Origin of the sequence: Nitrosococcus watsonii C-113, from assembly GCF_000143085.1 — a bacterium.
In the GTDB taxonomy this organism is placed as follows: Bacteria; Pseudomonadota; Gammaproteobacteria; order Nitrosococcales; family Nitrosococcaceae; genus Nitrosococcus; species Nitrosococcus watsonii.
Map to the genome: position 1 here is coordinate 756,610 of NC_014315.1, position 13,366 is coordinate 769,975.

Annotated in this window: 12 protein-coding genes, 2 tRNA genes and 2 pseudogenes; 3 read left to right on the plus strand and 13 right to left on the minus strand. The window is 51.0% G+C overall.

Annotated features, from left to right (window positions below):
• Positions 1 to 160: 160 nt before the first annotated feature.
• From NWAT_RS03590 to NWAT_RS03625, 10 genes and pseudogenes are all read right to left on the minus strand, one after another.
• Positions 161 to 559, minus strand: coding sequence for an RNA-binding S4 domain-containing protein (locus tag NWAT_RS03590; RefSeq protein WP_013219798.1), 399 nt, complete (start codon positions 557 to 559; stop codon positions 161 to 163).
• Positions 556 to 954 carry a DUF2934 domain-containing protein gene (locus NWAT_RS03595; RefSeq protein ID WP_013219799.1) on the minus strand — a complete coding sequence of 133 codons (399 nt, stop codon included), beginning with the start codon at positions 952 to 954 and terminating at the stop codon, positions 556 to 558. The genes NWAT_RS03590 and NWAT_RS03595 overlap by 4 nt, the downstream gene beginning before the upstream one ends.
• An 82-nt stretch (positions 955 to 1,036) precedes the next feature.
• On the minus strand, positions 1,037 to 2,035 hold the full coding sequence (locus tag NWAT_RS03600) for a hydrolase (RefSeq protein WP_013219800.1): 999 nt from the start codon (positions 2,033 to 2,035) through the stop codon (positions 1,037 to 1,039).
• Positions 2,036 to 2,042: 7 nt separating this feature from the next.
• Positions 2,043 to 4,017: pseudogene (gene acs / locus NWAT_RS03605) on the minus strand (acetate--CoA ligase).
• A 374-nt stretch (positions 4,018 to 4,391) separates the two neighbouring features.
• Positions 4,392 to 4,487 (minus strand): annotated as a pseudogene (locus NWAT_RS18160) (IS1/IS1595 family N-terminal zinc-binding domain-containing protein); the annotation flags it as partial.
• Between the two features lie 130 nt (positions 4,488 to 4,617).
• The gene (locus NWAT_RS03610; protein ID WP_013219802.1) at positions 4,618 to 5,460 is read right to left on the minus strand and encodes an HNH endonuclease; all 843 of its coding nucleotides are present in this window, start codon (positions 5,458 to 5,460) and stop codon (positions 4,618 to 4,620) included.
• Complete coding sequence (locus tag NWAT_RS03615; RefSeq protein ID WP_013219803.1) at positions 5,460 to 6,173, minus strand: OmpA/MotB family protein; 714 nt, start codon at positions 6,171 to 6,173, stop codon at positions 5,460 to 5,462. Before NWAT_RS03615 ends, NWAT_RS03610 begins: the two co-directional genes overlap by 1 nt.
• An 8-nt stretch (positions 6,174 to 6,181) precedes the next feature.
• Complete coding sequence (locus tag NWAT_RS17255; RefSeq protein WP_049772912.1) at positions 6,182 to 6,733, minus strand: hypothetical protein; 552 nt, start codon at positions 6,731 to 6,733, stop codon at positions 6,182 to 6,184.
• Between the two features lie 48 nt (positions 6,734 to 6,781).
• Entirely contained in the window at positions 6,782 to 7,585 is an 804-nt protein-coding gene (locus NWAT_RS17260) for a hypothetical protein (RefSeq protein WP_049772914.1), read from the minus strand.
• A gap of 380 nt (positions 7,586 to 7,965) precedes the next feature.
• Positions 7,966 to 8,042 (minus strand) — tRNA-Arg (locus tag NWAT_RS03625).
• Positions 8,043 to 9,094: 1,052 nt separating this feature from the next.
• Between NWAT_RS03625 and NWAT_RS03630 the strand changes: the two genes are divergently transcribed.
• On the plus strand, positions 9,095 to 9,694 hold the full coding sequence (locus NWAT_RS03630) for a peroxiredoxin (RefSeq protein ID WP_013219804.1): 600 nt from the start codon (positions 9,095 to 9,097) through the stop codon (positions 9,692 to 9,694).
• Between the two features lie 129 nt (positions 9,695 to 9,823).
• Here the strand turns inward: NWAT_RS03630 and dksA are convergent, their stop codons facing one another.
• Positions 9,824 to 10,261, minus strand: coding sequence for an RNA polymerase-binding protein DksA (dksA, locus tag NWAT_RS03635; RefSeq protein ID WP_013219805.1), 438 nt, complete (start codon positions 10,259 to 10,261; stop codon positions 9,824 to 9,826).
• 217 nt (positions 10,262 to 10,478) lie between these two features.
• Here dksA and NWAT_RS03640 point away from each other — a divergent pair, with 217 nt between their 5' ends.
• Both NWAT_RS03640 and NWAT_RS03645 read left to right on the plus strand, forming a co-directional pair.
• A complete protein-coding gene (locus NWAT_RS03640) occupies positions 10,479 to 11,246 on the plus strand; it encodes an HAD family hydrolase (RefSeq protein WP_013219806.1) in 768 nt (255 codons plus the stop codon).
• On the plus strand, positions 11,243 to 12,403 hold the full coding sequence (locus tag NWAT_RS03645) for a pyridoxal phosphate-dependent aminotransferase (protein ID WP_013219807.1): 1,161 nt from the start codon (positions 11,243 to 11,245) through the stop codon (positions 12,401 to 12,403). The genes NWAT_RS03640 and NWAT_RS03645 overlap by 4 nt, the downstream gene beginning before the upstream one ends.
• Here the strand turns inward: NWAT_RS03645 and NWAT_RS03650 are convergent.
• On the minus strand, positions 12,400 to 13,011 hold the full coding sequence (locus NWAT_RS03650) for a c-type cytochrome (RefSeq protein ID WP_013219808.1): 612 nt from the start codon (positions 13,009 to 13,011) through the stop codon (positions 12,400 to 12,402). The two genes, NWAT_RS03645 and NWAT_RS03650, sit on opposite strands and share 4 nt — an antisense overlap.
• Positions 13,012 to 13,214: 203 nt before the next feature.
• A tRNA-Glu gene (locus tag NWAT_RS03655) sits at positions 13,215 to 13,289 on the minus strand.
• Positions 13,290 to 13,366 lie beyond the last annotated feature (77 nt).

The following is a 13,366-nucleotide window of genomic DNA, read 5'->3' on the forward strand; positions in this document are numbered from 1 at the left end:
AACTCTTTGCGATCTTTGCTACTTTGTCGTTCTCAGCCTGATTGCTTCGGCCTGAATGTGCGTATATGCGTATTGGCTGCGCCCCTGGTTGATAAACGTTTGCTCACTGTGTGACTTTAGCCGCCATGGAGCGGATGCCAAGTTGTATTTTTAACGGTGGTCATTGGTTTTTCCGGGTAAAACGAATAATTTGGCGGCGATCCCGTTTAGAGGGACGGCCTTGGGCAGTGGGTTCCTGGTATTCACGTGCCTCTCTTAATTGCGTAGCCAGGGCTTGCCGCTTTGCTTCACTGGCTTCGCTTTCCTGGTAAAGCAGCGAGGCTTCGGTTGCGGGGCGGCGTTGTTTGGATAACTTATCAATGGTGACTTCATATTCGAAGTGACCACGGCGAATGATTAAACTATCACCAACGGCAACCCGTTGACCTGCTTTAACCCGGCGGCCATTAAGGTGAACTTTACCGCCATTGATTGCTTCCACCGCGAGACTGCGGGTTTTGAAAAAGCGGGCGGCCCAGAGCCATTTATCGAGGCGGATTTTTTCGACTTCGGAGGTCATGGCTGCCCATCGGCTTGCTTTTGGGCTGCTGCCAGCATGGTATCAATTTGCGTCTCCGCCTGGAGCCAATCTTTCTCCGGACTGCCATTTTGTAGCCTCCGTTTTTCAGCAATATAATAAGCCGCTTCCGCGATCATCTTCCAGCGTTCTTCAGGGCTAACAGGACGTGGTCCAGGTTTCGCCAAGCTGGTTTTATCGGGATCGGCGGCAGCTTTTTGAGGCGTTTCCGGCGTCTTGGTTCCCCCCGTAGGCGCAGGAGGGGGATGTGTATCTGAAGCGGAGTTCTCTAAACTTATTTCCTCTAGCTTAGCGAGAATCCGGTTGAGTTGTTGAGCGGCCGTTTTTGACAGTTTAGCGGCTACCGTTGCGATGATATCTTTGAATGTTTGACTCATAGCAATAATCCTTGTCGCCATTAGACGAAGCGAGTTGCTGATTGACTAAGTAAGGATGCAGAAACGAGCCGCGTGTTACTCATTACCCACTGGCCAGGGCTGCTGTCCCCGGAATTTCAGTCTCTAAATATAGACTAAGAAACTCTGGAATTCTTTCCTCCAACCAATACTGGGGGCGCCACGGCCAGGGACCGCCAATAAATCCCACGTGCCCCCCTCGCGTGCTGAGTTCCAGTTGGACGCAGCGGGAGAGATCCGAGGCCGAAGGAATGGCATCCTGGGGCAAAAAGGGATCGTCCACGCTGTGTAGAAGCAGCGTGGGAATTTGGATTTTGCGCAGAAAGGGGCGGCAACTGGAGCGCCGCCAATAGTCATCGGCATCAGCAAATCCATTGAGGGGAGCGGTCACTAAATTATCGAATTCCTTAAACGTCCGCACTTCTTTTAGGGATTTAAGATCGAAGGGGCAGTCTGGGTGGTGAAGTTTATATCGCACGGAGCGTTGCAGCGCCTTCACCAAAGACCACTGGTAGGCGCGGGAGAGCCCCTGTTCTAGCTGCCAGGCCGCCCGGGCCAGATCAAAGGGAACGGAAACCCCAACTGCGGCTCTGAGATTGGCCTGGGAGCCGGTTTCTCCAAGCCATTTGAGCAGAATATTACCCCCCAGGGAATAGCCGACCGCTGCTAAAGGGGTAGCGGGTTCCCGCTGGCGCAGACTGGTAAGCAGCGTTTGAAAATCCCCCGTATCGCCGGAGTGGTAGCTGCGGGTTAGCCGGTTGGGTTCGCCGCTGCAACCGCGCAGGTGCAGCAGCACCCCGCGCCAGCCCCGCCGGGCAATAGCTTTGAGAATGCCAGAAGCGTAACGGGAGCGATAGGACCCTTCAAGTCCGTGAATGACAATGACGATAGGACCTTTTCCCTTACCGCTCCAAGCGAGATCTACAAAATCCCCATCTGGCAATTCTAGCCGTTCCCACAAAACCTCTATCCGGGAAGGGGGGCGAAAACGCGACCCCCATACCGTTTGAATATGGGGGCCAGGCAGCCACCAGGCGGGTTGGAACTCGCTGGGGACGATCATAGTCGCGCTACGCTTTGCCCTGAAGCTGAGCGAGAATCGCTTCGCTTTCCAGGGTCGAGGTATCCTGAGTAATGGTTTCACCCCGGGCGATAGTTCGAAGCAAGCGGCGCATAATTTTGCCGGAGCGGGTTTTCGGCAGGCCATCTACAAACCGGATTTCGTCCGGTTTAGCGATAGGGCCAATTTGTTCGGCTACCCAAGCCCGCAGTTCTTCAGCTAAGGGGGCGCCTCCGTTTCCATCTTTGGCGGGGCGATTGCCTTTCAGAATGACATAGGCCAGGATAGATTCTCCCTTGATATCGTCAGGGCGGCCCACCACGGCTGCTTCCGCCACCTTGGGGTGGGCTACCAAGGCGGATTCGATTTCCATGGTCCCCAGGCGGTGTCCCGAGACATTCAAGACATCGTCCGTTCGTCCCATGATCCAGAAATAGCCATCTTCATCCCGGCGGGCGCTATCGCCGGCCACATAGTATTTGCCGCCGAATTGGCGCCAATAGGTTTCGTAGTAGCGCTGATCATCCCCCCAAATGGTGCGAAGCATGGCAGGCCAAGGCCGGGTAATGACCAAGTACCCGCCCCGATCGGCGGTGGTAATGGGCTCTCCTTGTTCATCCACCACTGCGGCGCTCACGCCTGGCAGAGGGAGTGTGCAGGAGCCGGGTTTAGTGGGAATGGCGCCAGGAACCGGGGAGATCATGTGAACACCCGTCTCTGTTTGCCACCAGGTATCTACAATGGGGCAACGCTCGTTGCCGATAATGCGGTGATACCACATCCAGGCTTCCGGATTAATAGGTTCCCCGACGGTGCCTAGCAATCTTAGCTGGGATAAGTCATAGCCGGCGGGGATATCATCTCCCCATTTCATCAAGGCGCGGATCGCCGTGGGGGCAGTGTAGAAAATGGTCACCTTATGATCTTGGCAGAGCTTCCAAAAGCGGCCAGCATCGGGAAAAGTGGGGACTCCTTCATACATAACCAGGGTAGCGCCTACCGCAAGCGGTCCATAGGTCGTATAACTGTGGCCCGTCACCCAGCCTACATCGGCGGTGCACCAAAAGATATCGTCGTCGCGAATATCAAAGACCCACTTCATAGTGGTAGCGGTACCAAGTAGATAACCGGCGCTGGCATGTTGAATGCCCTTGGGTTTACCCGTAGAGCCGGAAGTGTACAGCAGGAATAGAGGATGCTCGGCGTTTACCCATACTGGTTCACAATGGCTATCCGCCTTGGCCTCCATTTCATGCCACCATAGATCCCGTCCGCTGGTCATGGCGATCTCGTGGCCCGTGCGTTGTAGGACAATAACGCGCTGAATGCTTGCACAGCCTTCCTGTAAGGCGCGATCAGCAGCGGCTTTGAGTGCTACGGTACGTCCTCCTCGATGGCCGCCATCGGCGGTAATAAGCAGTTTTGCTTCTGCATCCTCGATGCGGCCTTTTAGGGATTCAGCGGAGAAGCCGCCGAATACCACTGAATGAATAGCGCCAATACGGGCGCAAGCCTGCATGGCAATGACCGCTTCGGGGACCATGGGCAGATAGATAACGACCCGGTCACCTGGAACAATACCCTGTCCTTTAAGGACATTAGCGAAGCGGCAAACCCGCTGGTGCAATTGGCGATAGGTTAGGGTTGTTACCTCCCCCGGCTCTCCCTCAAAAATAATGGCCGTCTTATTGCCCTTGTCTTCCAAATGCCGGTCTAGGCAGTTGAAGGAGACATTCAGCTCACCTTCGGTAAACCACCGATAGTAAGGCGGGTTGGTAGCGTCCAGGACGGTTTCGAAGGGCTTATGCCAGGTAAGTTCCGCCTTTGCCTGAACTGCCCAAAAACCTTCGAAATTCTCGTTGGCGGCTTGCACCAGGGAATCGAAGGCGGCCCTATCGGGAATGCGGGCTTTGGCGGAAAATTCAGCCGAAGGGGGGGAAAAGGCGTTCTTCACATAAAGTGGACCGAATATTTTTTTCATTCATAAACTTCTCCTGGCGCAGGGACTCCTTGATTTATGGGAGAAGGAGCGCCTCTTAGTAAAATAAATTTTCTGCCAAAGCGCAAGGTGTTTGCCGAGTAGATTGTTTTGGCGCGGCTTTGATCTGTCCTTAATCTCCGGTACAGAAAATATCAGAGAATTATAGATGCAAGCCTTGGACTTTAGAGAGAATTCCCTTGTGTTTCCTTTTTCATTCTACCAAGGATGAGAAGTTTAGATGGGAGATCGCCTAACGCTTACGCAAGCGTAACTGTGCCAAATTTACGTCCCGATGGAAGTAGGTGCTTAGGACGGTTGCGCAAGCATGAGTTGGGGTAAGCTAAAATGGGCGAGGCGTACTGCGGGGATACAGCGCTATTAAGGTGGCGGCAGAACAGAAGGCTGCCGCAAAGGCGGGGTGTTGGTAAAATTCCGTCGGCAGGCTTTGCAGAGGTAACGTTGATGTCCTTGTACTTTCCATTTCTAGCGCAAGAAGCAGGCTGGCAGGGTTTGCCGCCAAATCACCCGCGGCTAACCTTCCGATGAAACTATAATCCGCATAGTGTCTTATCCTTCAATTTATCTTAAATTAACGCTTTCCGTATCATAGGCACTGTTCTCGGCGTAGGCGATTGAGCGTTTGCCTATCCTCCGGGGATATATATAAATGCCCATGATGGGGCTGTTGCCGATGGCAGGCCGCGCACAGCGCCATGAGGTTGCTCTCTTGGTTTTGACTCTTGACGCCATTGCGGTGATGACTGTGGAGAAGCCGCTTGTGGGTATTTAAGTCGAGCTGGCAGCGTTCACAAGTATAGTTTTTGCTAGCTCTGTATTGCCTGCTAGCCTCATCCCAATCAGCAGTGTAATCTTCTTGGTTTCCTTGGCCCGCCTGGCGCTGTGGCAGGTGGCTGAAGAAAGAACTGTAAGTCGAGAAAAATTCTTGGATATCGAAAGTTTGGACGATCTCATGTGCTCGTCCGTGCCGCGCGCCCTTGTAATTCAGAGTTTCAAGGCAGTTCTGGCAAACCTGAAGCTGGGCACGCCCCTCTATTTTCTGCCTAGTGTACCGGTCTTTTCCAAACACATAAAATTTACCTTCGAGGCTATTGGTGACTACGTACCGTTCAAACCTGCCTTTTGTTTTCATGTTTTTGAGCGTCTTGCAGTCGGCGACATGGAATTTGTTCCCTTTCGAGCCTTCCTCTAGTAGCTTTTTTATCCGATTACCGTGGTCCTGGATATAGAGCAGTACCTGCCGTCCCTGGTAGCTAAGCAGGCCATTATGGATCTCGACCTCATTGAGGGGTAACGCAATGCCCTCTTCCAGCTTTATATCAATCGAATCCAGAGGTTTGGCTTGACGCTCCAGTGAAAATGCTACAGGTTCCGCGCCCATGCGCCGGACGGCGGCGTGCAGGGCGCTCAGGTCAGCATTCAACTTCATTACAATGGCTCCTCGATGATCTTGCGGATTTGCATCTCGGCATTGGTGATTACCCGGAAGCTGACGCGCCGGGAGCGGGCGCGATCTTCATTGCCTTGGGCATCCAGCACCAGTCGCGAGGAGGAAAAGCCCACGGCTGCAAAATGCCGCTTGACCCAGTCCCGATCTCTTTCCACCGCCGGCAGTTCATACACGTAATGGAGCACCGAGCGGGTCCTGCCCTGGGACAGCAACATATTAAGAAAATAAGCTTTAGTCTCGCTGACCCGGTTATTCCAGATGCTACTGGTATGGCCTTCGATACGGATCTCGTCGATGGAATCTTTATAGTGCTTTAAAATCACCAGATAGCGGGGAAAAAAGTCTGAAAGAATCTCTTTGAAGCGCTGCCGTATTTCCGTTGAGCCCGTGGCGAAAAGCACCTCCGGGGACAGGAACTCGAAAGCCAGGGTATCGGGATCAACTCTGGCGTCCCAGCGTTTAAGGTCCTTCTCGAACTCCTTCATCAGCGACTCATAAATAGCGACCTGATTTTCCTGATAGGCCACCGCGATTTCCTTGATCCGGTCGCGCTCCATAAAGGCGTCTCGCATCAGGGCAATAGCAATGAACATGAACACTATCATGAGCCCGGCCATCAGATCCGAGACCGAGAGCCAGTGGGCGCCTTCGCCCTCGCCGCCGGTGCGTGATTTGCCGAATATCGTTTCCATGGCTTGCCTCAGTTACTTGCTCTTCGCCGACTGTCGAAGCCCCGCGCTTGGGAAACCACATGGGCCATTTGCTCGGTGAGCTGGGAGTAGTCGTCCACGAAACGCCCGCTTATCGCGGCTAAAGCGCGGCCCATTTCGTTCATGACCCGCTCCACCTCTTGTTGCATAGTTCTATCGATGGCCTCGAGCTGTTTGTTGACGGCCTCCCCGGTGGTATTTACGGATTTGCGAAGTTCGTCCTCTACGGCCTGGAAGGAGCGGGCAATCGCTCGGGTTTGGGCTTGGAAGACCTCTTCCAGCGCGCCCTCCAGACGTTTTTGCATCGTTTCCATGGAGTCGGTGACCTGAAATTGCGCCTCCTTGAGGTGGGTCTCCAGCACCTTGTGGGCGTTTACCAGGGTATCGCCCACCGTCTTGGTGTTTTCTGCCACGCCCGTCGCCATGTTCCGGACCTGATCGTTGATTTCCTTGACTGTGTCTTCCATCTGCTCGCGGATGCGCACGCTGTTATTGGCGAGTTGGTCCGAGGCGTTTGCTAAATTTTCGTTAGTTCGGTGCACCCGATCTTCGAATTACTTGGCTCCTTCTACGATAGTTTGATTAACGACTTAGCTGGCGGTCACAATTTGCTCACCGGCGCCCTTGACCGCCGAGGAAACCTCATTGACCATGGTGTCCATCTGCTCACGGATTTGGGGGACCGCCTCTACCGCCCGGTCGCGCATATCGCGGAAACCCCCCAGGTGACGTTCAAGCTCCGCAAGCTGATGTTGAGTGGTGCTAAGCACGGTTCTCAGCTCGCCCATGGTCATTGGAATTTGCTTGGACTCCTCGCTGATATGCGCCACGGCCGCCTCAGTTTGGGTGATGGCCTGCACGCCCTGGGCGTACTGGCCAATCATCTGGCCAATTTGCTCCCGGTAATTCTCCTGCCACTGGACCAGCTTCTCCACGGCGGCGTTCAGGGCCTTGAAGTTATCGCCGAACTGCTCGGTAAGATTTTGGTTGAAGTCGGCGATGACCTCCTGTAGGGCATTGATGACCTGCTCGGTGGCTGACTTGGAGAGCATCTCCGCGAACTCATCCAGCTTTTTCCACAAATCGGTGCTGAACTGATCGAATTGTTGGCGCTGAAAAACTAATGTGCCGTAAATTTGCCCCTGGCATTCAGTAAAATTCAGCAGGCCAATGACAATGCCTGCGAAGGTGCCGAATATACCGAGCGACGTGAGAAGATTTGGCGTGTAATGCACAAACCCAAGGCCCCAAGCTCTAACCCTAAATCGGTTAGCAATTAAAATGATCAGGGCGACTATAAATATAGCGATCAGGCAAATGAGAATACCATTGGTCACCGAAACTGCAGGCCACTGATACAATTGCCCCTCGATTATCCCACCCAAGTTATACATACATGCTCCTCAAAAAATCCCCAGACTGTCCTTCAAAAAAATTTAGGCAAAGCAATTTCTTTGCCCGGGCAGCAGAGAAAGGCGTGCGGTATTTAAAGGATCTCTCTAAGAACACCGGGCGAGATATCGTCTATAAACACCTTGCTAACGGTTTTTTCTGGAGGATCTTTAAGATGTCTTCTCAGCGAGGGGGAAGGCGATTTTAGCCCGGTTGGAGTCGTATTAGCCCGGCGTAGTCCGTTAAACGAAAAAACGGTTATGAGCTTGATTAGGCAGGAGTGCGTGAAGAGAGTTGATTAAGAGTTGATGAAATGGACGCAGCCGTAAGGGTCCGTATTTTTGCGTTGATGCGGCCCTACCTCTAAATTAAGTTGATTTATTGGCGCCCCGGATACGATTCGAACGTATGACCTTCCCCTTAGGAGGGGGATGCTCTATCCAGCTGAGCTACCGGGGCAGAGATAATGCAGAGATAATATTGTTGGGAGCTAAGTAGGGTTTGGTGGGCTCTGCCATTTTCATGGGTGAATAAAACCCCGTTTAACATATTCCCGCTCTCTCTCGCGGAAGGGTAAATTTGACTATACATTTGGCGAATAGTAACCCACATTTTACCCTATGAGACTTGGGGAGTGAAGAGGGTTAGATTTATATTTAAGTGTGTTTACCCCGTTATCCATGTAGGAGGAGGGGCAAGTTTTCGCAAAGCGGTGGATGTATCTAAGCCCCGGCGGATTACTCTAGCCAATACACGCCCTTTTTATACGTGCATTTATAAGAGCGGTTGAACCGTATAATTAGGACTTTCTTCCCGGTAAAATCCTTATGGAGATGATTATGAGTATAATGGCAGGTATCGTGCTGAGATCAAAACCTATTCGGGATGGGGGGGTAGATGCCAAAGATTTATAAATCCCTTGACATTTGTAAGTATTTGGGTGCTTACTATAGGCATTACTTGGAATGGAGATGGAAAAAAACGGGAAGACCCCATACATTATGTCCTTAAGCTGATGAGGCTTCCCGCGTCTGCGATATAAAAATAAAAATAAGAGGCTTTGCTTGTAGGTGTTGGTTTTGAAAACGCCTTCAGAACCAGCCCTTGGGTTAAGCGAAAGCCTTTACTAAATCATATAGACCACGCTCTTAGGGCGTGGTTCCTTTTTTTGCGAAAAATAAACTCTTACCAGAGTACATGTTAAGCCTCGCCCAAATCAAATGCAGCCGGGGAGTGCTAGTTTGGCCGCAGCATAAAATAAAATATTGCTTGTAATTGCCATATCCTTGGCTAGGGGCGACGAACTCATCCTTGTAGTTTATAGCGTCAAACGGAATAATTTGGGGTGCACCTGAAGGTGGGTGGCCTGCATAAAGCAGGGAAACCCATTCCCCTAACTACAAATATCAGGGGAATAGGTTAACATCTAGGTTTTCGAATCCTTAGCAGGGAAATTTAGATATTTTCCCAGTAAATTGCATGTTGATAATCTATCAAAAGGAGAACATTTTGTGAGCATATTGGTTACACAAGTTGCCCCTGATTTTTCTGCTCCCGCCGTGATGGCTGATGGCACCATTAAAGAAAATTTCCGCCTTTCTGATATGCGCGGCAAATATGTCGTTCTGTTTTTCTATCCTCTGGATTTTACTTTTGTGTGTCCTTCGGAAATCCTGGCCCATAACAATCGTTTGGAGGACTTCAAAGAGCGCGGTGTAGAGGTCATTGGTGTTTCTGTTGACTCTCAATATAGCCATTATGCCTGGCGTAATACGCCAGTGGCGAATGGCGGGATCGGTGCCATTGGGTTCCCGTTGGTGGCCGATTTAAACCATGATATTACCCGTGCTTATGGGGTTGAACATCCTGATGGTGTAGCCCTGCGCGCCTCCTTTCTTATTGATAAAAATGGCGTGGTCCAGCATCAGGTTGTTAACAACCTTCCCCTTGGCCGTGCTGTAGAAGAAATGCTGCGCGTAGTAGATGCTTTACAATTTACGGAAGAGCATGGCGAAGTATGTCCAGCAGGGTGGCGCAAGGGAGAAGAGGCAATCCGTCCTGACGCCGAGGGTGTAGCCGAATATTTGAGTAAACATGCAAGCGCCCTATAGTGGTCGCCATAGAAATAGAGCAATCTGTATTTTATTTTGCTTACTGGCCGAAACTCTGTGAATTTTTGCCTAGGCAGGTACTGGGAGGTTTTTGTGCCCCGCCCAAAGGGACGGGGCACGGCTTTTTAATCAGGCCCGTTGTTTCTCTTTGATTTCGTCTAGGGTTTTGCAATCAATACAGAGGGTGGCCGTGGGACGGGCCTCAAGGCGCCGAATGCCAATTTCGGCCCCACAGCCATCGCAGTATCCGTAATCGCCTATATCAAGGCTCCGCAGGCGTTCATTGATCTTTCCGATAAGCTTACGTTCCCGATCTCTGGCCCGTAGCGCTAACGTAAATTCTTCTTCCTGTGAGGCACGATCACTGGGATCGGGGAAGTTTGCAGCTTCATCCTGCATCTGGTGAACAGTCCGATCAACCTCTTCCATGAGCCGCTGCCTCCAGTTCAGCAAGAGTTCTTGAAAATGTTCAATCTGCGGTTCGCTCATGTATTCTTCCCCCTTTTTTTGTTGATAGGGAGTAAATTCTTGGACAGATTGCACCTGATTCCTGTCATTAATGGCCATATTTTGGCTCCTCAAGTACGACAAAAAATAGTCGCGGATATATACCAGAACCTTTTTGAAAGCACAATAAACGCTTGTCCCTATTGACAACTACTGGGTTTTTAGGATTAAGAATCCGCCTGATTTTATCATAATAAAAAATTATATGTTCACGCTTTTAATGAGCCTGATCCATCTCTAGGGAAATAAGTTTAATATTATTTGTTGGGAATGAGTGATGAAACTTAAAGCATTAATTTTTGATCTTGACGGAACCCTTGCCGAGACGGAGCGGGATGGGCATCGGGTGGCGTTTAACCGAGCCTTTGACGAAGCGGGGATAGGGTGGCATTGGGACGGGGTTCTTTATGGCCAATTGTTAACGGTGACGGGTGGTAAGGAGCGCATTCGTTATTACTTAGAACAGTATCAGCAGGACTTCTGTCCTCCAGAGGCATTAGATGAATTTATTGCTAAGCTGCATCAGGCTAAAACCCAGCATTATATAGAATTATTGAAAAAGCGGGGAGTTCCCCTCCGTCCAGGGATATTGCGGCTTTTCCATACGGCTCGGGAGCAGGGCTTACGGCTGGCCATTGCCACTACCACTACGCCAGAAAACGTAACTGCTTTGCTGAGTACCAGTATCGGCCGCCATGCGCTCGATTGGTTTGATTGTATTGCCGCGGGAGATGTGGTGAAGGCCAAGAAACCGGCGCCGGATATTTATAGTTACTGTTTGGAGCAGTTACAACTCGAAGCTAGCGAATGTCTTGCTTTTGAGGATTCAGCTAACGGTGTTCGCGCGGCGGTAGAGGCGGGGGTCAAAGTCGTAGTTACCGTTAACGACTATACTCGTGACGAAGATTTTACGGGGGCGGCGTTGATATTGAATCACCTTGGAGAACCGGACCAACCTTGCCAGATATTAAATGGAAAGTTAAATGGTTTTGCCTACGTGACTGTGGAATTCTTGCGGCGCTTATCCGGGGAGACTGAGCAGTGAGCGATGGAATAGCGCGGCGGATGGAAGATATTAAGCCATTCCAGGTAATGGCGTTATTAGCGCGGGCAAGGGAACTAGAGGCTCAGGGGCGCAGTATTGTCCATCTGGAAATCGGCGAGCCTGATTTCAATACACCCCAGCCTATCGTGGAGGCTGGAATTGCGGCTTTGCGTGCAGGGCAAGTTCACTATACTCCGGCGGTTGGGTTAGCTGCCTTGCGAGAAGCGATTGCAAATTGGTATAGCAAGGGCGCTGGGATTACGGTATCGCCGGAGCGCATTATTGTGACGCCAGGTGCTTCCGGAGCTTTGTTGCTGGCTATGGCGGTCTTGCTCAATCCGGGAGAGGCAGTGCTTATGGCTGATCCGGGTTATCCGTGCAATCGCTACTTTGCTCGGCTTTTAGAGGGGAAAACTATAGGTATCCCGGTAACGGAAGCAAGCGATTATCAGCTTAGTTCGAACCATATGGATTCCTATTGGACTCCGGAAACGCGAGTTGCGCTGGTTGCCTCACCGGCTAACCCGACGGGGACTCTCCTTTCTCAAGCGGGACTAGCAGCCCTAATCAAAAGCGTTGAATCCCGGAAGGGGACTCTTATCGTTGATGAAATTTATCATGGCTTGGTTTATGAAGGCAGAGCAGCTACTGCCCTCGGGCTTTCGGACCATGTATTGGTAATCAACAGCTTCTCAAAATACTTCGGGATGACGGGATGGCGATTAGGATGGTTAGTCGTGCCCAACAACTTTATTGAGGCCGCTGAGAAATTAGCCCAGAATCTATTTCTCGCTGCTTCTACGCCAGCTCAATACGCCGCCCTTGCCGCTTTTAAGCCTGAGACGTTGGAAATTTTAGAGGCGCGCCGGGTGGAATTTCAGCAACGGCGGGATTTCCTTTTGCCTGGTTTGAGGAGCCTTGGTTTCTATGTTCCGGTAACTCCGCAAGGAGCGTTTTATATTTATGCGAATTGCTCTCGATTTTCGACAGACAGTTTCGCGTTTGCCCAGGAGCTGCTGGAGAAAACCGGAGTTGCCGTTACTCCAGGTATAGATTTTGGTTGCAATGCTCCGCAGCAGCATCTGCGCTTTGCTTATACCACCTCAACAGAGCAATTGCAGGAAGGGCTCAAACGTCTCCAGGCTTATTTAAACTAAGTTCCTTCATTGCTAGTGCCCGTGCTCTTACTATCTCCATGGTCCTCATGTCCATGTTTGGCAGCGGAGGCATGAGGGTCAACAGATTCGGTGTGTCCATGTTCGTGGTGGTGATGTTTGTCCGTTTCTATCTCTTTTTCCGCAGCAGGTGTTAAAGTAGGAAGAAACCGCAATAGGGCCCATATTTCTTTATCCGTCAAAATTGCATCGAAGTTAGGCATGGTTGATCCTGGAATACCATGTTTAATGACCCAGAAAATTTCTCCTTGGCTATGGTGTAGCCAGGTGGGGTGTTCCTGAAAGTTGCGCGGGGGAGGATTTAAGCCCGCGGCCATGGGTCCATCGCCGCCGCCGGTTGAACCGTGGCAGTTAGCGCACCCACCTTTTCCGGCATAAATTTCCGCGCCCTTTGCTACGGTTTCGGGTGAGTTGGGCAAAGGGTTTTCTAAGGCGCGTATTTCCTCAACTTTATCGCTGGAAAGGTCTCCAAGGAGGCTGCGGTGGGCATTTTGAGGGTGTTGATGCTGCTCTGCGAATAAAAGGGGAGCGGTAGAGAATGCAATCACTATCGTTGATATTAGTAAAAGACGTTTTGATTTCAGCACCATACGGAATCTCCTCATCGCAAGGCCATTGGGGTGTATGCAGTATGTAAATAGGTAAAATATGCTTGATAACTATAGTTTGCAGATGTTAAGGCAGTTGAGGTACAGCGGTCAATTCTGAAGTAGGGAACAAGGAAATCTCAGGATTTAATTGGAACTTTGTTTCCAGTTTAGGGAAGCTATTTATAATAAGCGCTTGTGGTAAATGGCGCTCCCAAGGGGAATCGAACCCCTGTTACCGCCTTGAGAGGGCGGTGTCCTGACCGCTAGACGATGGGAGCTAGTGACGATAAACGCCAAGAATAACAACCTGATATTATACACATTCTCACTGCTTGCTCAAGCAGAGGCCGCCCTT

Bases quoted from the DNA above. Each gene is read 5' to 3' on its own strand.
- NWAT_RS03590 (WP_013219798.1), bottom strand. From the start codon at position 559: ATGACCTCCGAAGTCGAAAAAATCCGCCTCGATAAATGGCTCTGGGCC.
- NWAT_RS03595 (WP_013219799.1), bottom strand. From the start codon at position 954: ATGAGTCAAACATTCAAAGATATCATCGCAACGGTAGCCGCTAAACTG.
- NWAT_RS03600 (WP_013219800.1), bottom strand. From the start codon at position 2,035: ATGATCGTCCCCAGCGAGTTCCAACCCGCCTGGTGGCTGCCTGGCCCC.
- NWAT_RS03610 (WP_013219802.1), bottom strand. From the start codon at position 5,460: ATGAAGTTGAATGCTGACCTGAGCGCCCTGCACGCCGCCGTCCGGCGC.
- NWAT_RS03615 (WP_013219803.1), bottom strand. From the start codon at position 6,173: ATGGAAACGATATTCGGCAAATCACGCACCGGCGGCGAGGGCGAAGGC.
- NWAT_RS17260 (WP_049772914.1), bottom strand. From the start codon at position 7,585: ATGTATAACTTGGGTGGGATAATCGAGGGGCAATTGTATCAGTGGCCT.
- dksA (WP_013219805.1), bottom strand. From the start codon at position 10,261: ATGGCCATTAATGACAGGAATCAGGTGCAATCTGTCCAAGAATTTACT.
- NWAT_RS03640 (WP_013219806.1), top strand. From the start codon at position 10,479: ATGAAACTTAAAGCATTAATTTTTGATCTTGACGGAACCCTTGCCGAG.
- NWAT_RS03650 (WP_013219808.1), bottom strand. From the start codon at position 13,011: ATGGTGCTGAAATCAAAACGTCTTTTACTAATATCAACGATAGTGATT.